The organism is Viridibacillus sp. NPDC096237 (assembly GCF_050278625.1).
Classification (GTDB): Bacteria; Bacillota; Bacilli; order Bacillales_A; family Planococcaceae; genus Viridibacillus.
Genome location: NZ_JBNNTI010000001.1, coordinates 55642 through 77214, shown reverse-complemented (window position 1 = coordinate 77214; position 21573 = coordinate 55642). Strand labels below are relative to the sequence as shown.

The 21573-nt window shown below is 36.2% G+C and carries 17 protein-coding genes and 1 other RNA gene; 15 read left to right on the top strand and 3 right to left on the bottom strand.

What is annotated here, in order from left to right; genetic code table 11:
• Positions 1-17: 17 nt before the first annotated feature.
• The 5 genes from ACQKMD_RS00350 (at position 18) to ACQKMD_RS00330 (ending at position 4507) form a co-directional block, all read left to right on the top strand.
• Positions 18-1211: a pyridoxal phosphate-dependent aminotransferase gene (locus ACQKMD_RS00350; protein ID WP_427748486.1), complete on the top strand. Its 1194-nt coding sequence runs from the start codon at positions 18-20 to the stop codon at positions 1209-1211.
• Positions 1212-1282: 71 nt separating this feature from the next.
• Positions 1283-2578 (top strand): asparagine--tRNA ligase, encoded by a 1296-nt coding sequence (gene asnS / locus ACQKMD_RS00345; protein ID WP_427748485.1) that lies wholly within the window; start codon positions 1283-1285, stop codon positions 2576-2578.
• 195 nt (positions 2579-2773) lie between these two features.
• Positions 2774-3490 (top strand): DnaD domain protein, encoded by a 717-nt coding sequence (locus ACQKMD_RS00340; protein WP_427748484.1) that lies wholly within the window; start codon positions 2774-2776, stop codon positions 3488-3490.
• A gap of 10 nt (positions 3491-3500) precedes the next feature.
• Positions 3501-4160: an endonuclease III gene (nth, locus tag ACQKMD_RS00335; protein ID WP_427748483.1), complete on the top strand. Its 660-nt coding sequence runs from the start codon at positions 3501-3503 to the stop codon at positions 4158-4160.
• Positions 4157-4507 carry a YpoC family protein gene (locus ACQKMD_RS00330; RefSeq protein WP_427748482.1) on the top strand — a complete coding sequence of 117 codons (351 nt, stop codon included), beginning with the start codon at positions 4157-4159 and terminating at the stop codon, positions 4505-4507. Before nth ends, ACQKMD_RS00330 begins: the two co-directional genes overlap by 4 nt.
• Positions 4508-4552: 45 nt before the next feature.
• Here the strand turns inward: ACQKMD_RS00330 and ACQKMD_RS00325 are convergent, their stop codons facing one another.
• Complete coding sequence (locus tag ACQKMD_RS00325) at positions 4553-7168, bottom strand: PBP1A family penicillin-binding protein (protein WP_427748481.1); 2616 nt, start codon at positions 7166-7168, stop codon at positions 4553-4555.
• Positions 7169-7203: 35 nt separating this feature from the next.
• Complete coding sequence (gene recU / locus ACQKMD_RS00320; RefSeq protein ID WP_427748480.1) at positions 7204-7806, bottom strand: Holliday junction resolvase RecU; 603 nt, start codon at positions 7804-7806, stop codon at positions 7204-7206.
• 163 nt (positions 7807-7969) lie between these two features.
• Here recU and ACQKMD_RS00315 point away from each other — a divergent pair, with 163 nt between their 5' ends.
• The 10 genes from ACQKMD_RS00315 (at position 7970) to ACQKMD_RS00270 (ending at position 20516) form a co-directional block, all read left to right on the top strand.
• Complete coding sequence (locus tag ACQKMD_RS00315) at positions 7970-8146, top strand: hypothetical protein (RefSeq protein ID WP_427748479.1); 177 nt, start codon at positions 7970-7972, stop codon at positions 8144-8146.
• Between the two features lie 80 nt (positions 8147-8226).
• Positions 8227-8607 carry a YppE family protein gene (locus tag ACQKMD_RS00310; protein ID WP_427748478.1) on the top strand — a complete coding sequence of 127 codons (381 nt, stop codon included), beginning with the start codon at positions 8227-8229 and terminating at the stop codon, positions 8605-8607.
• Positions 8585-10864 (top strand): DEAD/DEAH box helicase, encoded by a 2280-nt coding sequence (locus tag ACQKMD_RS00305; protein WP_427748477.1) that lies wholly within the window; start codon positions 8585-8587, stop codon positions 10862-10864. Before ACQKMD_RS00310 ends, ACQKMD_RS00305 begins: the two co-directional genes overlap by 23 nt.
• A 1-nt stretch (position 10865) precedes the next feature.
• A complete protein-coding gene (locus ACQKMD_RS00300; RefSeq protein ID WP_427748476.1) occupies positions 10866-12110 on the top strand; it encodes a ribonuclease H-like domain-containing protein in 1245 nt (414 codons plus the stop codon).
• 113 nt (positions 12111-12223) lie between these two features.
• Positions 12224-12550, top strand: a complete 327-nt coding sequence (gene gpsB, locus ACQKMD_RS00295; protein ID WP_427748475.1) for a cell division regulator GpsB — start codon at positions 12224-12226, stop codon at positions 12548-12550.
• Between the two features lie 65 nt (positions 12551-12615).
• Positions 12616-13005, top strand: an RNA gene (gene rnpB, locus ACQKMD_RS00290) — RNase P RNA component class B.
• A 78-nt stretch (positions 13006-13083) separates the two neighbouring features.
• A complete protein-coding gene (locus tag ACQKMD_RS00285) occupies positions 13084-14823 on the top strand; it encodes a sensor domain-containing protein (protein ID WP_427748474.1) in 1740 nt (579 codons plus the stop codon).
• Between the two features lie 2 nt (positions 14824-14825).
• Positions 14826-15962, top strand: coding sequence for a THUMP domain-containing class I SAM-dependent RNA methyltransferase (locus ACQKMD_RS00280; protein ID WP_427748473.1), 1137 nt, complete (start codon positions 14826-14828; stop codon positions 15960-15962).
• 859 nt (positions 15963-16821) lie between these two features.
• Complete coding sequence (locus tag ACQKMD_RS00275; RefSeq protein WP_427748472.1) at positions 16822-18720, top strand: ATP-dependent DNA helicase; 1899 nt, start codon at positions 16822-16824, stop codon at positions 18718-18720.
• A 296-nt stretch (positions 18721-19016) separates the two neighbouring features.
• Complete coding sequence (locus tag ACQKMD_RS00270) at positions 19017-20516, top strand: carboxypeptidase M32 (protein ID WP_427748471.1); 1500 nt, start codon at positions 19017-19019, stop codon at positions 20514-20516.
• 76 nt (positions 20517-20592) lie between these two features.
• On the opposite strand, the gene ACQKMD_RS00265 is transcribed toward ACQKMD_RS00270, so the two are convergent.
• Positions 20593-21183 (bottom strand): peroxidase-related enzyme, encoded by a 591-nt coding sequence (locus ACQKMD_RS00265; RefSeq protein ID WP_427748470.1) that lies wholly within the window; start codon positions 21181-21183, stop codon positions 20593-20595.
• Positions 21184-21573: the final 390 nt, after the last annotated feature.

The window sequence follows — 21573 nt, the reverse complement described above, 5'->3', positions numbered from 1 at the left end:
AAAAGGGGAAGATTAACTTGAAACAGTATTTAGCAGACCGTGTAAAAACATTAACACCTTCAACGACTTTAGCAATTACAGCAAAAGCAAAAGAATTGAAGGATCAAGGTATGGATGTTATTGGATTAGGCGCGGGTGAACCTGATTTTAACACACCAAAAAACATCTTAGATGCAGCAACAGACTCTATGATGAAAGGTTTCACCAAATACACACCTGCTGGAGGTCTACCAGCATTAAAACAAGCTATTATTGCTAAATTAGAAAGAGACAATAATCTTACGTACGCTCCAAAAGAAATTATGGTAGGTGTAGGTGCGAAACATGTCCTTTATACTTTGTTCCAAGTGATATTAAACCCTGGAGATGAAGTTATTATCCCAATTCCTTATTGGGTAAGTTATCCAGAACAAGTGAAATTAGCTGGCGGTGTACCTGTACATTTAGAAGCTACAGCAGAGCAACAATATAAAGTAACAGCTGAACAACTTCGCGGTGCTATTACTGATAAAACACGTGCACTTATTTTAAACTCACCAAGTAACCCTACTGGTATGGTTTATACAAAAGAAGAATTGGCTGAAATTGCTGCAGTTTGTGAAGAAGCGGATATTCTAATCGTGTCAGACGAAATTTACGAAAAACTTGTTTATAATGGGATTAAACATTTCTCAATCGCACAACTTTCAGATAGCATAAAAGCACGTACAATGGTGATTAATGGAGTAGCCAAATCTCACTCTATGACAGGATGGCGTATTGGTTATGCAGCAGGTAATAGTGAAATCATTAAAGCGATGACAGACTTAGCTAGTCATTCAACTTCTAATGCAACAACTACTGCACAATATGCAACAATTGAGGCTTACAATGGGCCTCAAGATACAGTAGAAGAAATGCGACAAGCATTTGAATCACGTTTAACAGAAATTTATCCAAAATTAAATGCAATCCCTGGCTTCCATGTGTTGAAACCAGAAGGTGCGTTTTACTTACTACCAGATGTATCAGAGGCGGCAGCTAAAACAGGTTATGAATCTGTTGATTCATTTGCGAAAGCTTTATTAGAAGAAGCAAATGTTGCAGTCATTCCTGGTTCTGGCTTTGGTGCAGAAAAAACAATTCGTCTTTCTTATGCAACTTCACTTGATTCATTAGAAGAAGCTGTTTCTCGTATGGATAAATTCGTTAAATCTAAATGGCAAGATTAATATTCTAACAATAAAGCAGACTGTCTATTTCTAGGCAGTCTGCAAAATTGTTTAAAATGCAGGAGGTTTATATGAAAAAAATTCGCATTCAAGACATGTCAAACTACGTTGGCGAAACAGTTAAACTAGGTGTTTGGCTTGCAAACAAACGCTCAAGCGGTAAAATAGCATTTTTACAATTACGTGATGGTTCAGGATTTGTCCAAGGCGTAGTCGTAAAAGCTGACGTTGCAGAAGAAGTATTTATAACGGCTAAAGGTTTACATCAAGAATCATCTTTATATGTAGTAGGGGAAGTAACAAAAGACGAACGCTCGGCATTTGGATATGAGCTTCAAGTAAAAGAAATTGAAGTTATTGCTGAAGCACATAATTACCCAATCACGCCTAAAGAGCATGGTATTGAGTTCCTAATGGACAACCGTCACTTATGGTTACGTTCTCGTAAACAACACGCTATTATGAAAGTTCGTAATGAAATCATCCGTGCTACTTACGAATTCTTCAACAATAATGGTTTTACAAAAGTAGACCCACCGATTCTAACAGGCTCAGCTCCTGAAGGAACATCTGAACTGTTCCATACAAAATATTTCGATCAAGATGCATACCTTTCTCAATCCGGCCAATTATATATGGAAGCAGCTGCAATGGCACTAGGAAAAGTATTCTCATTTGGTCCAACATTCCGTGCAGAAAAATCAAAAACTCGTCGTCACTTAATCGAGTTCTGGATGATTGAACCGGAAATGGCTTTTGTTGAACACGATGAAAGCTTAGAAGTACAAGAACAATATGTTTCTTACATCGTGCAATCAGTTCTTAAAAATTGCAAAATCGAACTAGAACGTTTAGGTCGTGATACATCTAAATTAGAACATATTCAAGCACCATTCCCACGTATTTCTTATGATGATGCAATCAAACTTTTACATGAGAAAGGCTTCGATGACATCGAGTGGGGAGAGGATTTTGGTGCACCTCACGAAACAGCAATTGCTGAACATTATGATAAACCAGTCTTTATCACGTGCTACCCAGTAGGTATTAAACCGTTCTACATGCAACCTCACCCAGACCGTGATGATGTTGTATTATGTGCAGATTTAATTGCACCAGAAGGATACGGTGAAATCATTGGTGGTTCTGAACGTGTACATGACTATGAGTTAATGAAACAGCGTTTAAAAGAACATGACTTAGATGAAAGTGCATATGCTTGGTACCTTGATCTTCGTCAACAAGGATCAGTACCACACTCAGGTTTCGGTCTTGGCTTAGAAAGAACAGTGGCTTGGATTTCAGGAGCAGAACACGTACGTGAATCAATTCCATTCCCACGTTTACTAAATAGACTATATCCTTGATTAAAGTACAAAGGAAGGCAACATAAGTTCGCGGCGTCCTGCCGCAACGGTTGTATGCCCATGTCATGCGGGCCTTAGATAAGGCCTGGATATTTTCATCACTGTAGTAAAACCAATCAATAAACCTAACAAGAAGAAGCGCAATTTATTGCGATTCTTCTTGTTAATTTACAGACAAAAAAGGGGAGTTCGATAATGACGAACGAAGCTGATCGACTCCGAATTTGGATTGAGCAGGGGAATGTTTCCATTTCTCAGCTTTTTTTTAAGTTTTATAAGGAGTTAGGCATCAAAGATTTAGATGCCATGCTTATTATGCATTTAACTGCATTTCATGAAGAAGGAAATGAATTTCCAATACCAACAGACATTGCGAATCGAATGCAAATAACCGAGGATGAAATAGCCTCTAGTTTACAACGACTAATGCAAAAAGGCTTTATAGAAATTTTGCAAAAAGTGGACGAGCTGGGTGTATTGTTTGAAACCTTTAACTTACAACCATTATGGGCGCGATTAGTAGACTGTATAACAGAGAAAAAAGTTAAAAATGTAGAGGATAGCTCCAAGTTAAAAGAGGGAGAGCTATTCAATTTATTTGAACAAGAATTTGGCCGATTTCTATCACCAATGGAAACCGAAACAATTTCAATGTGGTTAGATCAAGATGGTCATTCTCCAGAAGTGATTCGTAAAGCATTAATTGAAGCTGTCTTATCACAAAAACTAAGCTTACGCTATGTGGATCGCATTTTGTTTGAATGGAAAAAGAAAAATGTCAAAACACCTCAAGACGCTGAAAAATTGGCTCAAAATTTCCGTCAAAACTCAGTACCCGCAAGATCACAACAGATTGAACCACAACAAACCAAAAAAGTGCCATTCTACAATTGGTTAGAAGAACGCGAATAGGGAGGTACACATGCTAACGAAGAAACAATGGGATTATTGCTTAGAGGAAATGGAGAAGATGTTTCCTGAAGCTCATTGCGAGCTAGTACATGATAATCCTTTCGAATTAACGATAGCCACATTACTATCTGCCCAATGTACAGACGTTCTAGTAAATAAAGTTACTGCCGTATTGTTTCAAAAATACAAAACGCCAGAAGATTATTTAGCAGTACCTTTAGAAGAGCTAGAACAAGATATTCGCTCTATTGGTTTGTTCCGAAGTAAGGCGAATAATATTCAAAAACTGTGTCATATTCTATTGACAGAATTTAACGGGGAGATCCCTGCGAACAGAGAACTGCTTGTTACATTACCGGGTGTTGGGCGAAAAACAGCGAATGTTGTTTTATCCGTCGCGTTTGATGTTCCAGCACTTGCAGTCGATACACATGTCGAACGAGTTGCGAAACGTTTAGGTCTATGCCGTTGGAAAGATTCCGTTTTACAAGTTGAAGATACAGTTATGAAAAAAACTCCTATCGAAAAATGGTCGAAAACGCATCATCAGCTAATTTTCTTTGGACGTTATCACTGTAAAGCACAAAATCCGCAATGCCAAGTATGCCCACTTTTTGACGTTTGTAGAGAAGGGCAGAAACGTGAAAAGAAAGGTCTTGTAAAGCGATGATAGAATGCCGAAAAGATGCTATCTCAAAAGAACAAGTTAATCTATGGCTAGAAGCCTGGGAGATATTACGAGCAGAAATCCATAGTTCACATGCAGCCCGTGATGGCAAAGCAAAAGATATTATGCAAAAAGGTATCGAATTATATGAATCTTTTATAGTAATCGCATCCAATTGTAAAACAGAGAACATTCTATTAACAGATGAATATGAGGCTTTGCCGATTAATGGCGCTGAACGTTTGCAATTCATTAAAGGAAGACCAGGGCAGTATGCATGTTATCGTCAACTGGATGAATTGTTTATTGAGACTAAAAAGAGAATGGCGCGTTTACGTCTTAAAAAATGAAAAAGCAGCAATCTTCCATTGGAGATTGCTGCTTTTTTCATAATGTTATTGTTGGTTATTATTATTATCATTTCTAGTGTCATCATCGGTGGCATTTGTATCGACATCTTCTTCATCTTCATCTTCATCAGGTCTTATAGCCTCGTTATTATCTTCAGGCGGACTACCGTTATCAGGGTTGTTATTACCATTCTGATTACCGCCGTTTTCACCTTCTGTAGGTTTTTCAGGTGTAACAGGAACTTCAGGTTGTTCAGTTTCATCAGGAGGTGTTACTTCATCTTCATCAGGAGGTGCCGCCTGAATCTGAATGGATGTTGATGCAGGAGCACTCCTCTCATTATCTGCGACTGCTACGATAGAGAAGACATATGTTTTACCATCTTGCGGCGTTCCATATGTGTACGCCTTATCACTCGTTTGTGTTAGCTTCTGATTACCGCCACCATCTACTGACACTGAAACTTCGAAATTTACACTTTTATCTTTAGGTGGTTTATGAGCCCAAGTTAAGTTGATCGCATTAGCCTCATCATCGAATGTTGCTTTTAAGTCAGTAGGTGCTATCAGCTCTTCTACTTCTTTTTCAACAGGAGCAGTATTTGTAGGTATTGTTCCTTTAACGAATAATTCAGTAGCTGTTCTATCAGCAGGTGTACTTGAACTTGCTAATTGTAACGGTTTTGAACCTTTCACAATTTTAGCTTCTACAACTGAATTTGGTTTCTTAAAGTTAGGTGTTGTTGTATTCGCTGAAATTTGACTCATGACTGTTTTAAATAATCTTTGTGGCAATAATCGTTCATCTGTTGTAGTAATTGGATCTTTACGGTTTGTATAGCCACTCCATACAGAAATGGAATACTTACTTGAATAACCGGCAAACCAGGAATCTGGAACTGAAGATTCAGGTAGGTTATATTTTTGGAATTCATCAGCACCGTAGTTTGTAGTACCTGTTTTACCAGCAATATCTAAGCCTGGAATAGCTGCAGCAGTACCAGGCGCATCGTATTTTGAACCAACTACATCACGCAGCATATCAGTAACCATATAAGCAGTGTAATCATTCATTGCAGGTGTTGGATCCGGTGTATACGATTTTGCAGTTTTTCCATCACGATAGACAATTTTCTTAATCGAATGTGGTTTAGTGTAAATACCGTTATTCCCAAATGCAGCATATGCTCCTGCCATCTCAATTGGGGATAAGCTTATTTTACCACCGCCGATTGCATCGGATTCATAAATTTCGTCTGCTTCGACTCCTAGATTACTAATAAATTTCTTCGCTTTATCTGTACCCACTTCTTTTAAAAGTTTTACTGCAGGTACGTTACGAGAAGTATAAAGGGCCTCGCGAAGAGTTATATCACCTTTATACAATCTATCAACGTTATTGATTTGTTTTGTGCTGCCGGTGTAGAACATTTTGTCATCGGTAATAGTTTGTCCTGTAGAATATTTTAAATTTTCAATGGCAGGACCATAATCCATAATTGGTTTCATTGTAGAACCAGGTTGGTTTTTAATAGCCTCAGCATAGTTTAAACCACGTTCAGGACCATAATTACGTCCACCACCAATTGCTGCAATCGCCCCAGTTTCAGTATCAACTACTGCCATTCCAGATTTAATATCTTTTGTAGGGAATATATCTGAGTTCATAGTAGTCTCTACAATTTTTTGAGCAGAAGAATCTAATGTTGTATAGACTTTAATACCTTCTTCTAATGATTTCCCATCACCATTTTCAGCAAGTTCTTTTAAGACTACATCGATAAATGCGTCATATTTTGACGTTGATGCTGTTTTACGTTTATTTTCAGGTAATAAACCAACTTCAACTTTAACAGATTTTGCTTTATCCATTTGTTCTTTTGTAATTTTCTTATGTTTGTACATTAATGCTAAAACTGTGTTTCGACGTTTCTCAGCATTTTCCGGATATTTGAATGGATTATAGGCGTTTGGTAGTTGAGACATACCAGCAAGAAGAGCCATTTCTTCTAATTTAAGATTTTTTAAATCTTTCCCATAGAAATATTTTGATGCTGTTCCATATCCATAAATACGTCCGGACATTAATACTTTGTTAAAGTACATTTCGAAAATCTCTTCTTTAGAGTATTCCCGCTCTAATTGGATGGATAAATATGCTTCTTGAGCTTTACGCTTAATTGTTTTTTCATTTTGTAAAAATGAGTTTTTAATAACTTGTTGGGTTAATGTACTCGCACCTTGTGCTCCAAAGCCTTTTCGTAAATTGGCTAGAACAGCTCCTCCAAGGCGGTAAAAGTCAATCCCGTGATGGCTAAAGAAACGAACATCTTCTGTCGCTAAAATAGCGTCGCGCATTTCCTTAGGAATGTCTTCATAAGCTACATGTTCACGTTTTTCTAACCCCATTGTATAAAATACTTTGCCGTCAGAATCGTAGAATTGCGATGATACAGGATCCTTTAATAATTCTTCATCTAGGTCAGGTGAAGTAGCTGCATAATATGCAAATGTAGCAGCACCTGCTATAAATAAAACAATACCTATTGATACTACTGCTATTAAAAGACGTTTAAGCCAAACTTTCATTGGTTTTTTTTGTTTCTTTTGTTGTTCTCGCATTTTCCTTCTTTGTCCCCGAGAATTAATTTCTTGCCCCACTAAATTCTCCTCACTTTCTTACAAACATGCATTAGTTATGGCAGCATATTACGTACTGCCTGTAAATAATCGATACGTGGACTATAGGTTGGTGTTACTTCAATCGCTTGTTCCTCAAATTCTACTAAAGAAATTGATTTACGACCACCTGTAAGCATTCTAGTCCAAGCATTTTGCAGCATTTCTAAAGGTACTACAAAATAACGTTCCATGGAAGAAAAACGTATTATTAGAAAACAAATACCTCGCTGCTTTGCAACAACTGTCATATGATCAACCTGATGTGGATGAACGTTCTTTAAGGGGAAAGATGTTTTATTTTCCGTTTCTTTGGCGTCAAAATCAATATGATAGCCATCATAGATGCCATTGTAGTCCGTCGTAGAAGGTGTTCTAAAATATGCTTCCCGGATAACAGCTGCACTTCTTGATGGATACTCTACTTTGACGATTTGTATCGGAACAGGTTTCTTATGAATGACTGCTATTTGTCGTTGTAAATAAAAATCATTTGCTTCATCAATTTCATCTTCTAAAGTTTTGCCCCGATTGCTATAGGAATAATCCCTTATACTCCTTTTTTTTCCCTCTGAAGTTGGTGGAGTATACTTTTTCCCATTTGGATAGCGAATTGCCATTTGACCACCTCATCATCAATTATAATAACATATTTTCAAATACAAGAATCGTAGAAGAAATGACAGAGATTTTTTCTATTTATATCGAACTTGCACTTGTTTTGTCTTGTGGAAAGGATTATTTAAATTTATAAGGAAATCCTAAGGCTAGGAGGCGATAATGATGCAAAGAATATCTCATTTACTTACTCAACTTGAATTAATCGATCAGTTACTACACGCACAAATGTCTGTGGAACGTCACACCGAAATTCAAAAACATATGAATGACATTGCAACAGTTCAACACCGCCTAAGTAATCTTGAAAAACAATCGAAAGGAATATTCGTTCGTGCATAAGTAGTTTCTTTTATGATATTTTGATACACTAAAATAAATGAATCCTTAATTTAAAAAAATGAAAATGGAGGTGTGTATAAATGCTATTATCTACTACAGAAAAATTATTAGAAGAATGCGATGCATGCTGGCAACGATTTCTGTGTATGCGAGAAGAAGACACATCTCCGGATTTCTTTCTTGAAGTGAAACCGCATGCCGATGAATGGCATGCTATATTAGTAACTTGGCAGTTAGAGTCTGAGAAATGGATACTATTAAATAAACCGAAATATATGCACAAAACACAAATTGATAATGCGCTAGATGCGATGGATCAATTTGTGGTGCAATCTTTTTATAAAGCAACGAGTAAAAAACGATTCTATCAATCAATACAATCGGTAAAATATACATTAGAGACTTTTTTGCGCTATTTGCGTGAGGATGGTGAACAATATGCTTCAGAAAAAAACGATTAATCAGCTTTTAGCAGAGTGGCAACAGTATCCAGAAATGATGGAGAGAATAGAGCATCAACATACGATTGATGCAATGCCGGCAAAACTCGTTCCTTTTCCCGACAAATTACACCCTTCTTTAGTAAAAGCTTTACAAAAGCGTGGTATTAGTCAGCTTTACTCGCATCAAAGACAAGCTTTCGATTATGCGACTAATGGGCAATCTTTTACGGCCGTCACACCAACTGCCTCAGGAAAATCCCTCTGCTATCATTTACCCGTCTTACAAGCGATTTTAGAGAATAAAGCCTCACGTGCCCTATATCTATTCCCGACAAAGGCGCTCGCACAAGATCAAAAAAGTGATTTGAATGATTTAATAGAACAAAGTGGAGAAGAAGTTTTAAGCTACACATATGATGGTGATACTTCACCTGGTATTCGTCAGAAGGTGCGTAAGGCTGGTCATATCGTTATGACTAATCCTGATATGTTACATTCAGGAATTCTGCCTCATCATACGAAATGGGTTTCGTTATTTGAAAATTTACAGTATATTGTCCTGGATGAGCTGCATACATATAAAGGAGTATTTGGTAGTCATGTCGCCCACGTTATTCGACGTTTGCAACGTATTTGCCGCTTTTACGGAAGTAATCCCATCGTTATATGTACATCAGCGACAATAAAAAACCCGAAAGAGCTGGCAGAGAATTTAACGAATACGACACATCAACTAATAGCTGATAATGGGGCACCAGTAGGGAAAAAAACATTCCTATTTTATAATCCGCCCATTATTCATCCTACTTTTGGTGTTCGGAGAAGTGCAATTTTAGAAGTAAGAGATTTAGCTAGAAAACTATATGAAGCACAAATTCAAACAATCATATTTGCTAAAAGTCGTGTACGAGTGGAAATGCTTGTAACGTATATGAAGGAATTAACGAAAAAGAAAATCAAGGATGAATCTATTCGCGGTTATCGAGGTGGATATTTACCTTCCGAGAGACGTTCAATTGAAAAGGGTTTGCGTGAAGGTACAATTCAAACAGTTGTCAGTACGAACGCACTAGAGCTCGGAGTTGATATTGGTCAATTACAAGCTTGTATCATGACCGGCTATCCCGGCAATATTGCAAGTGCATGGCAACAAGCTGGACGTGCTGGCAGAAGGCAAGATGCAGCGCTAATTATTTATGTGGCACAATCTACTGCATTGGATCAATACATTATCAATCATCCTAATTATTTCTTAGGTAGTTCTCCAGAAGAAGCTCGTATTTATCCAGATAATATGCTCATTTTAATGGACCATTTAAAATGTGCTTCTTTTGAGTTGCCTTTTAAAACGACTGATATGTACGGAGAGTTTGAGATTCAAGAACTATTGGAATATTTACAGCAGGAGGGTGTCCTTTTAAAAACGTCTGAACAATGGCACTGGATGAGCGATAGTTTCCCGGCACACGAAATTAGTTTGCGTTCAGCATCACAAGAAAATGTCGTTATCATTGATCAATCTATTCCTGCAAACACTCGTGTTATTGGAGAGATGGATCGGTATAGTGCTCTTACCCTGCTTCATGAAGAAGCAATTTATTTACATCAGGGTGTACAATTTCAAGTAGAAAAGCTTGATTGGGAAGAGAAGAAAGCTTTTGTTCGTGAAGTGGATGTTGATTATTTTACAGATGCCAATTTAGCGGTTGAACTAAAGGTGATGAGTGAAGATAAGCAAAAGCTTCTTGGTCAAGCTGAAGCAGCATTTGGTGATGTTATGATTTTGGCTACCGCAACTATATTTAAAAAGATTAGATTTGATTCGCACGATAATATCGGTTCTGGCCCAATACATCTACCACCAGAAGAACTTCATACGAGTTCTACATGGCTATCCTTTGAACAACCAGTGAACTGGACAGAAGATGATTTAACAAGCGCTATGACAGGTGTGGCGTTTGCGATGAACAGTTTTATTCCGCTATTCATTCAAAGTGACCGCAGTGATGTCCATGTCATACCGCAAGTGAAGGCGGTACATTCAGAAAAGCCAACTTTCTTTGTTTATGATCGTTATCCAGGTGGTATCGGGCTAAGTGAACGGGTATATGATATTTGGGAACCACTAATTCAGCATGTGTTTGAACATGTTGATGCATGTCCATGCCAAAATGGTTGTCCTTCTTGTATTGGCGCACAAGATTTAAGCGATAAAGGGAAGAAACAAGTATTGAATTTTTTGCAATCATTTCTATTAGAAGAATTGGATGATTAATATGTCATATGAAAATAAAATTCTTCAAATGAAAAAACTATTGAAGAAAAATAACACGCAACAAATGATAGAAAAAGAACCATTTATAAAACCAGACGTCCCTATCTATGCCGGCAAATGGCAGGATGCTGGATTACAAATGATTGAAAATGATTTTGGTGTAGTGTTTTTATTAGAAAAGCATTATCCGCTTGATTATAAACACGGTGCTATTTATCTAGGTGAATTATATGATGCTTTTGAAAAATGGCAACAAACACAAAATCCACATCCGATATCTTTAATGGATGCTAGTAATCTTGTGTTCTATGATACAGAGACAACTGGATTAAAAGGCGTAGGTACGCATATCTTCCTAAATGGTTTACTTGAAGAGTCTGCGAATGGCTTTACATTAAAGCAGTATGTATTAGCTGATCCGAGTAATGAAGTTGCATTTTTGTTTGAATCAAAATTTTGGCAAGGAAAGAAAACTATTATTACGTATAATGGTAAAAGTTTCGATTGGCCACAGTTACAAACTCGTTGGACATTAAATAAAAAAGAGCTACCACCATTAAAAGAGCATGATCAACTTGATTTATTGCATGGCTCAAAACGTATTTGGAAAAATGACATTGCACGTATGAAACTTACACAAGTAGAAGAGGAAAAATTGGGCTTTACTCGTCTTGACGATGTACCAGGTTATTTAGCGCCGATTATTTACTTAGATGCAGTCAAAAGTGGACAGCCTGAGGCATTGCTAAAAGTACTACAACACAATGAGTGGGATTTATTGTCATTATTGACGTTGTATGTGCAGGCGACGAATTTACTTTGTGAAAACATTGCAGAAGAATCAGCTACAACCTATACAAACATTGGTAAATGGTACGCTGATTTAAAAGAAATCGATCGTAGTGAAGAACTTTTACAACAAGTAACGTCTCAATATACAAGTGAAGAAGCAGCGAATGCTTATTATTATCTTGGTTTCCAGCTTAAAAGACAGAAGAATTATATAGAGGCACGGAAATCATTTCAACAAGCTTTACCGTATTTAAAAGGTAGACAACAAATTACAGCACACATTGAGTTAGCGAAAATTTTTGAACACCGTGAAAAAAACTATGAGTTTGCAATAGAAATGACAAATCAAGCATGGAAACTTGTAACGGAAAGTTCACTGTGGACTAAGGAATTTAAAGCGTTAAGACTTGCAGATTTACAAAAAAGGAAGAATCGGCTTGAAAGGAAGAAATAATTTCCTGGGCAATCGCAGTTTTCGACAAAAAAACGTTGAAAAATGGCTGTGAGTAAGCATGGCCTTTAAGAAATATGCTATACTAAGAACACTTATGTTGCGATGGAAGGGCGATGTATATGGATACTAAATTAACAGCAAAAAAGATTTTAGATAAAGATTTTAAAACAGGTTTAAGAGGTTATAGTCAAGATGACGTAGACCAATTTTTAGATGAAATTATTCAAGATTATGAGAACTTTGAAAAAATTGTAGCTAAGAAGCAAGAAGAGATTAACATGTTGAAACAAGAGCTTGAGGCTGCGCAAAATTCTAAGCGTCACACATCGGCACAAGTTCAACCACAACAACCACAACATACTGCCAATACAAATTTTGATATTTTAAAGAGAATCTCGAACTTGGAAAAACACGTTTTTGGAGATAAGTTATACGATTGAATATAGGTCTTTAGTCGTATTGGGTTGTACATGTTTTTATATTATAATGAAAAACATCATCATGAATTTTCGGGTAATCGCTGCAATGCTTGACATTGTTGAGGAAAGTCCATGCTCGCACGGTTCTGAGATGACCGTAGTGTTCGTGCTTAGTGAATAAATAAGCTAAGGCAGTCTTATGGCTGACGGCGGGAGGAAAACCTAAGTCCTTTAAAGGATATGGTTGAAACTCTCTGAAAGTGCCACAGTGACGGAGCTGGTGCGGAAACGTAACAGGTGGAACGAGGTAAACCCCACGAGCGAGAAACCCAAATTATGGTAGGGGCACTCTCCTGAAGGAAATGAATGGATGGAGAGACGTGAATGCTTGCATCCCACGTAGATAGATGATTACTACCCGGTTGTACGAGATGTAAATCGTTTGAGTACTCGGGCACAAAACATGGCTTATTGAACTTTCAATGATGTTAAACATGAACAGTCAGGCTCTCCAGTTCCTGGAGGGCCTTTCTTTTGGGGATATGGTGAAATTTATGGGAAAAATATCTATTAAAGAGATTATTGGCCAAACCACTATTTCTAGCTATTCTGACGAATTAATACAAAAATTATTTGAAACAATTTCTGAAGGAATCATGATAACTGATCCAAAAAAGAAAATAATAAATGTGAATCCAGCTTTTGAATTTGTTACGGGCTACAAAAAAGAAGAAGTTGTTGGACATAGCCCTGCTATCTTACAATCAGGCATCCATGACAGTGAATTTTATAAAAGCATGTGGAACGAGCTGTATTCAAAAGGTGAATGGCAAGGCGAGATATGGAATCGTCGAAAAACGGGTGATGCATATCCAGAATGGCTTTCAATCATGGAAGTTTGTGATAAACAAGGTGAAGTTACAAACTACTGCGGTGTTTTTTCCGACCTTACTGAACAAAAGGACGTTGAAGACGAGCTTGAAAAACGTGCAATGACCGATTCCTTAACAGGTGTTTCAAATCGATTTGCCTATAATGAGCGCATGAGAGTTTTACTTGAGTCTTCCTCTACACGCTCATATCAACATGCTGTTTTATTTTTAGATTTAGATCGCTTTAAGCAAATAAATGATACACTTGGTCATGCAGTTGGTGACTATTTGTTAGTGGAAGTAGCAAAAAGAATACAATCGCTATTGAAAAACAAAGATATTTTAGCTAGATACGGCGGTGATGAATTTGTTATTACATTAACAAATATCCATCATCCTAGAGAAGCTGTACATTTGGCTGAAATGATAATCCAATTGTTAGAACAACCCTTTACTGTTGATGATCAGAATTTATATGTGTCTACCAGTATAGGAATTAGCATTTATCCGCATGATGATGATGATACAGAAGTATTATTAACCAAAGCTGATAAGGCAATGTATTATGCAAAGCAAAATGGAAGAGGTCAATTTTCTTTTTACTTTGACGAATTACAAACAGATAACAAACGTGTTTTACTTCTAGATAATGAGTTACGAAAAGCTATAGAAAATGATAGCTTTGAATTACATTATCAACCGAAAGTCTCTGTTACAACAGGTGCAATCGTAGGAGTAGAAGCTTTAGTACGCTGGCAAAATGAAAAACTAGGCTTCGTCTCGCCTGGAGAATTTATTCCTTATGCAGAGGAAACAGGTCTAATTATTCCGATTAGTGAATGTATTATTAATCGTGCATGCCAGGACTATGTAAAATTAAAATCACAAAATGTGAAAAATATGCCAATTGCATTGAACATATCGAGTATTCATTTTCATCAAAGTAATTTCATTGAATCTATTATGAAAATATTGGAGAGAAATAATTGTCCTGCGCATTATTTAGAAATTGAGTTAACAGAGCGTACGGTTATGAACAGTGAAAAAGAAACGATTCGAAAATTAGTACTCCTCAAGCAATTAGGCTTTAAACTTTCAATAGATGATTTTGGGACAGGCTATTCTTCTCTTAGCTATTTAGTACAATTTCCATTAAATTATTTGAAAATTGATCGTAGTTTTATACAACATATATGTTCGTTAGATGATAAACAAGCAATAGTAGATGCTATTATTCAAATGGCGCATCGTTTACATATGAAGGTAATTGCTGAGGGAGTAGAGCAAAGAGAACAGGTTCAGCTATTACGTAAAATGGGCTGTGATATGATCCAAGGATACTATTACTCAAAGCCATTACCTTTAGATGAATTTATCGAATTCCTTGAATTTTGGGAATTAGAACAGTTAGAAGGGAAATAATAATGACAACATTTCGATTAGTAGCAACCGCAGCAATGGGGTTAGAAGGAATTGTCGCACAAGAGCTTCAGGACCTAGGATTTGAAACAACAACAGAAAACGGAAAAGTTTACTTCGAAGGTGATGAGAAAGCCATCGCAAAAACGAATCTTTGGTTACGTGTAGCGGACCGAGTGAAAATTATTGCAGGTGAGTTTCCAGCTCGTACATTTGATGAATTATTTGAGGGCGTAAAAGCTATTAATTGGGAAAAATTCTTGCCAGTAGATGCAGAATTCCCTGTAACAGGTAAATCCGTTAAGTCTAAATTATTTAGCGTACCTGATTGCCAAGCGATTACAAAAAAAGCAATAGTTGAACGTATGAAATACCACTATAAACGTTTAGGTTTCTTAGAAGAAACTGGACCTAAATTTAAAATTGAAATTTCAATTTTAAAGGATGTGGCAACACTTACGATTGATACTAGTGGAGCAGGCCTACACAAACGTGGGTATAGACTAGATCAAGGTGAAGCACCGCTAAAAGAAACTTTAGCAGCAGCGCTTGTTCAAATTTCTAAATGGAATCCAAATCGCCCATTCGTTGATCCTTTCTGTGGTTCAGGTACAATTGCACTTGAAGCTGCAATGATCGGTCAAAATATGGCTCCTGGTTACAACCGTGAGTTCATTTCAGAAGCGTGGCCTTGGATGAAACAACAGATTTGGGATGATATTCGTATGGAAGCAGAAGATGTAGCAAACTACGATCAGCCTTTAGAAATCATTGGCTCAGACATCGACCATCGTATGGTCCAAATTGCAAAAAACAACGCGGTTGAAGCTGGTTTTGCGGACTTAATTACTTGGAAACAAATGCAAGTAAAAGACTTCACTACACTTTCAACTGATGGCGTGATGATTGGTAACCCACCTTATGGTGAACGTATTGGTGATATAGAAATGGTTGAACAAATGATACGTGAAATGGGTGACAATATGGCGAAATATCCATCATGGTCAGTCTACATGCTATCGTCAATGGAAAACATCGAAACGCTATACGGTAGAAAGGCAACGAAAAAACGCAAATTATTCAACGGATTTATCAGAACAGATTTTTATCAGTTCTGGGGTCAACGTACACCGAGAAACTAAACGGAAGGGGATATATCCCTTTCCGTTTTTGTTAATGAAATCATATTTTTGTAGGATGTTTTTGGTAAATTACATACTCATCATGTTAGTGAGTTTAGGGATTGTTCAGATGGTTCTACGTCCAGTATTGGTCAGTGCAAGACGAGGTTTGCGGATAATGTGTTTTTGTAGAAATAATAAGTCGTTCATGTTGTTCAGCCTTTCTTAGTGTTTTTCAGAACAGTGCTGATCTTTTACCGCCCAATATTTGTTTTATGTTTTTGCTCTTTAAAATGGTGTTTTTCACTTGGATTTATTTGTTCTAAAAAGTTTTCTCCATATTATCTACTAATATAAAATAATATTAGATCAGATTACATTAAAATGGTTAGCTAACTGAAACTCAATTGCGTTATTAGTGAAAAATATGCCTCGTAAAGTTAATGCTCCTTATTTTCGAGACTTTATTCGATAGTCATGAATTACGAATTATTTCTTCATCCAGTATTTAATTTTTGTTTATAGAATAATTCTTTCCAAAAATCAATATAATTTTTTGTTAAGTAAATAATGAACTTGGCTTGTTTCTATACTTCTAAAAATAAAGGCAGACTTGAAATGTCCATATCATATACATTTTACTTAGTTTCTTCTATTATATAAAGTACACTAATTTCATGGTGTTTAATCTCCTTGTTTTCTGGGTAACACTACGATATCCGTGATTTGAGCACAAATTGAACACATAAACTGAAAAAAAATTAAATCATATACATGCATGTAACAAGGTAGTTAAGAATAATGCTATAATAACAAAGGTTTCAATTACCGTTTAGTTGTATATAATTTTTTATTTCGTTGACGTACGAGGGGGAACAAGATGAGACAAGCAATACCATTTGCTCTATCAAAAGAAAAATCATTCTTCGACTCGTTGGGTGATTGGATGGGCGATATGCTTTATGATGAATTACCTGAAAAGGGTCTAGAATGTCGTGATGAGCAAATCTTTATGGCTTATCAAATAGAAAAAGTTTTACGCGAAAAATCAGTGTTATTTGCTGAAGCAGGTGTAGGTACAGGAAAAACAATCGCATATTTATTACCAGCTATTTCTTATGCGCGCTATACTGGACGTCCAGCATTGATTGCATGTGCAGATGAGACTTTAATCGACCAGCTCGTTAAAGACGGTGGCGATATTCATAAATTACAGCAATATCTTGATTTAAATATTGATGTGCGTTTAGCAAAATCACGCGATCAATACTTATGTTTAAAACGCTTTGAAGAGGCTGAAAAGTTTCATGACGGCGAATATATAGATGATATTGTAGAAACGATACCAGATGGCGTATTTGGCCAAGGAACATTATCTTTATATGGTCAACGTAGTGACTATCCAAATGTTAATGATGCTGATTGGCAAAAGGTCAACTACAATTCGATTCAACAGTGCTCAGTCTGTGATTTACGTAATCGCTGCGGGCAAACCCTACACCGTGCAGATTATCGCCAATCGACGGATTTAATCATCTGTTCACAGGATTTCTTGATGGAGCATATTGCGACAAAAGAATCTCGTGAACGTGAAGGTCAATTAGCTCTTCTACCGGAAGTTTCTATGATTGTACTTGATGAAGGGCACTTACTTGAATACGCAGCACAAAAAGCGATGACTTACAAAGTGCAAGATTACACTATTGTGAAACTTCTAGATATGTTAATGGTTGATGGTTTACGAGAAAAAACGTTATATACAATGGAAAAGTTACAAGATGGTCACGAATTATTCTTTGATCAACTACGTGATGATGTCATTGAATCGGATGAAGATCGTAAAAGAATTAATAAATCACCTTTACTAATAAAATTAGGTCAAAAAGTAATCGATACAGTTGAATCTTTACTGGAAGAATTTGTTTTCGAATCAGAAATGTATATTATTCCTGAATATGAGTTACGCATGGTAGAGGAATTCCTAGAGCAATACGAAGCTGCAATGCGTATATTCATCGCGCAAGGTGATGCTGTAGACTGGTTAGAGAAAACAGATGGTGAAGAGACACTTGTCATCATGCCTCGACTTATTACAGAAGTACTTGAGGAAAAGCTGTTCTCGAAAAAAATACCACATGTATTCTCATCAGCAACTCTATCAATCAATAAAGACTTCTCATATATCGCAAACAGCTTAGGAATTAACAAATTCCAATCATTCTCAGTTTCTTCTCCGTTTGAATATGAAGAAGTTATGAAGATTCAATTGCATAAAGTAGCTCAAGAAAAGAAACTTGCAGCTGTTGAGAAGTTATTACAAGATGATGAGAAAACATTGATCCTATTTAAATCAAAACAAGCAATGCTTAAAGTTAAAGAGCAATTGGCAGAAGAACTTCGTGCAGATATTGCATTTGAAGGCGATCGTGAACTTTCTTCGATTATCCGTGACTTCCAAGCAGGAGAAGTAAAAGTACTTTGCTCGTATCATTTATGGGAAGGTTTAGACTTACCAGAGGAATCATTAACTCGTGTGATTATTTTTGATTTACCATTCCCACCGAATGATCCACTATTTGATGCGAAGCGTTCATTTGCTACAGATGCATTTGAAGAAGTGGATATTCCATTCATGCTGTTACGACTACAGCAAGGAATGGGGCGATTAATCCGTACATCAAAAGACCACGGAGACATTCATATTTTGTTGAATGAAGAAGAATATAAGCATAAAGAGAAAATACAACCTATTTTCGCAGTTGAAGCAACAGAAGTTTAATAACAAAAGGCCAGCTCAGGAATTAAATGAGCTGGCTTTTTTGTGTGAATAGGGTAAGCATAATAGGAGTTTTCCAAGAAATTATGACATGAGTATTCTTCTAAATAACAATCAGGAGATTTAGCGCAACAATCGCAAGAGATAGTGCAACAATCAGGGGACTTAGTGCAACAATCAACCAACTTAGGGCAACAATCACCAAACTTAGCGCAACAATCAAATCCCACATAAAAAACTTTCAACTGATTTACTTCGGAATTCGTGATAAAATAGAGAAAACATAAGGGGGTAATACAATGTCAGTTGAACAACGCTTTTTAAATTACATAAAAAAAATTAATAATTATGAAGAGGCACTCTCAGTAATCTATTGGGATATGCGTACTGGAGCACCAAAAAAGGGGTTAGAGCAACGCGCAGAAGTAGTAGGGACTATATCGTCAGAATTATTCCGTTTACAAACATCAGATGAATTAGGTGAAATGTTGCAAGAACTAGCTACAAAAAAAGAAGAACTATCAGAAATTGTTCGTCGTTCATACGAAGAAACACAGAAGGCTTATAATTTAAATAAGAAAATTCCTGCAGACGAGTATAAAGCTTATGTCGTACTCCAATCAAAAGCAGAAGCTGTTTGGGAACAAGCAAAAGATAAATCGGATTTCAATCTTTTCTTACCATATTTAAAAGGCATTATTGAAGCACAACAAAAATTTGTTACTTATTGGGGTATAAAGGATAACAATCCCTACAATACTTTATTGGATCAATATGAGCCTGATATGACAACTGAGATTTTGGACCGTGTATTTGGAGAGTTGAAAGAAACTATTGTTCCATTAGTTCAAAAAATTGTTGCATCATCTCATCAACCGGATATGAGCTTCTTATTTGACTTCTTTCCAAAAGAAGGACAAAAGGCAGTTTGTTTAGAAATTCTACAACAACTTGATTATGACTTTGAAGCAGGTCGTTTAGATGAAACCGTACATCCGTTTATGATCGGTTTAAACCGTGGTGATATCCGCGTCACTACAAAATATGACGAGCATGATTTCCGCTCTGCTCTGCTTGGTACAGTGCATGAATGTGGTCACGCTCTTTATGAACAAAATATAATGCCAGATTTAGATGGATTACCACTTAGCACGGGAACGTCTATGGGTATTCATGAATCGCAGTCATTGTTTTTTGAAAACTTTGTAGGGCGCAATAAAAACTTTTGGTCTCAAAACTTTGATCTGTTGAAAAAATATTCACCGAAACAATTTGAAAATGTCTCATTAGAGAAGTTTTTACGTGCGATTAACGCCGCGCAACCATCTTTAATTCGTATTGAAGCTGATGAATTAACATATCCACTTCATATTATGATTCGTTATGAAATTGAAAAAGAATTGTTTAATGGATCACTACAAGCAGAAGATCTGCCAAAAGTATGGAATGAAAAATACGAAGAGTATTTAGGTATCACTCCACAAAATGATGCAGAAGGAGTATTACAGGACACACATTGGTCAGGTGGTAGTTTTGGGTACTTCCCATCTTATGCACTTGGTTTTATGTATGCGGCTCAATTTAAACATGCGATGGATCAAGATATTCCAAACTTTGATGAACTTTTAGCAGAAGGGAAACTCACACTAATTCGCGAGTGGTTAACGGATAAAGTACATCAATATGGTGCATTAAAAAAACCACTTGAACTATTAAATGAAGCAACTGGAGAAGGTTTAAATGCTAAGTATTTAGCTGATTATTTGACAGAAAAATATACAAGAATTTATAATTTATAAAACCATTTATTTATAATTCAATTCTATCTTGAAAAAAGCCAAAGAGGCTTAGTATAAACCCTCTTTGGCTTTTTTATTATCTATTATGACTATAATGCCCAGGATTCGGCACAGCACCAATCGTACTCACCCAGCGATTTGTAAAATTGAAGAATCCAGCAATAAATGAAGCTTCCAAAATTTCATGATCATTAAAACCAGCTAAACGTAACATATCCACTTGGTTTTGCGTTGTTTCTTGAGGATGAGTAGTAACAAAATAAGCATAATCGCATAGTGCTCGCTGCTTATTTGTTAATGTTGCAGATCGATAGTTATAAGTGAGCTGATCGACCCAAGCTGAATCTTCAGTTAAACCACGTAGTGCATCACTGTGTGTTGTTAAACAATACGTACAACTATTAGTAGAAGATACTACTAGCCCCATCATTTCTTTATCTATATTACTCAAGTAGCACGTTTTTTCGTCAAACAAAGTGTTTTTAAAATCTAAGAAACCTTTATATTGTAGCGGATTTAATGGAAGTATTTTAAATAAATTATTGATAAAGCCCCAATTCTCTTGTTGAAAATCTACATGTTGATCAAACTCTGCCTGTAATTCCACAGGGACATCTTTTTCATCAGGTTTTTGTAAATATGAAAGTTGCTCTGTATACTTTGACATGTATTTAACACCCCTTTTAATTTATTTTGAAAAATCTAATTATTTTATATTTATAACATTACAACTTTTGAAGCTAAATTAAAAGTCCCTACACAATTGAATGGATTACCAGAAAATAGAAAACATGAAAAATAATAGATTAATACTGGTGTTATCTGACAATATCCAATGGAGATAATGTATTTAAACTGAACCTTTTAGTAGATATTTTGTATTATATGTTTTAGCCTCCTAATACAATTGAAAATATTAGAAGAAATATATTGAAACTATTGTAATAGACTTTTAATCTAATATTTAACAAAAAAATGATAAAATGATGAAAGAGATAGTTTGAGGACTATACTAGAATTTGAAGATGATTTACCGGGTTTTTCAAGCTTCCTTAAG

Coding starts and splice junctions, on each gene's coding strand:
- ACQKMD_RS00300 (WP_427748476.1), top strand. CDS start 10,866: ATGTCATATGAAAATAAAATTCTTCAAATGAAAAAACTATTGAAGAAA.
- ACQKMD_RS00315 (WP_427748479.1), top strand. CDS start 7,970: ATGCAAAGAATATCTCATTTACTTACTCAACTTGAATTAATCGATCAG.
- ACQKMD_RS00280 (WP_427748473.1), top strand. CDS start 14,826: ATGACAACATTTCGATTAGTAGCAACCGCAGCAATGGGGTTAGAAGGA.
- ACQKMD_RS00275 (WP_427748472.1), top strand. CDS start 16,822: ATGAGACAAGCAATACCATTTGCTCTATCAAAAGAAAAATCATTCTTC.
- ACQKMD_RS00305 (WP_427748477.1), top strand. CDS start 8,585: ATGCTTCAGAAAAAAACGATTAATCAGCTTTTAGCAGAGTGGCAACAG.
- recU (WP_427748480.1), bottom strand. CDS start 7,806: ATGGCAATTCGCTATCCAAATGGGAAAAAGTATACTCCACCAACTTCA.
- ACQKMD_RS00330 (WP_427748482.1), top strand. CDS start 4,157: ATGATAGAATGCCGAAAAGATGCTATCTCAAAAGAACAAGTTAATCTA.
- nth (WP_427748483.1), top strand. CDS start 3,501: ATGCTAACGAAGAAACAATGGGATTATTGCTTAGAGGAAATGGAGAAG.
- ACQKMD_RS00285 (WP_427748474.1), top strand. CDS start 13,084: ATGGGAAAAATATCTATTAAAGAGATTATTGGCCAAACCACTATTTCT.
- gpsB (WP_427748475.1), top strand. CDS start 12,224: ATGTATATGGATACTAAATTAACAGCAAAAAAGATTTTAGATAAAGAT.
- asnS (WP_427748485.1), top strand. CDS start 1,283: ATGAAAAAAATTCGCATTCAAGACATGTCAAACTACGTTGGCGAAACA.
- ACQKMD_RS00310 (WP_427748478.1), top strand. CDS start 8,227: ATGCTATTATCTACTACAGAAAAATTATTAGAAGAATGCGATGCATGC.
- ACQKMD_RS00270 (WP_427748471.1), top strand. CDS start 19,017: ATGTCAGTTGAACAACGCTTTTTAAATTACATAAAAAAAATTAATAAT.
- ACQKMD_RS00265 (WP_427748470.1), bottom strand. CDS start 21,183: ATGTCAAAGTATACAGAGCAACTTTCATATTTACAAAAACCTGATGAA.
- ACQKMD_RS00340 (WP_427748484.1), top strand. CDS start 2,774: ATGACGAACGAAGCTGATCGACTCCGAATTTGGATTGAGCAGGGGAAT.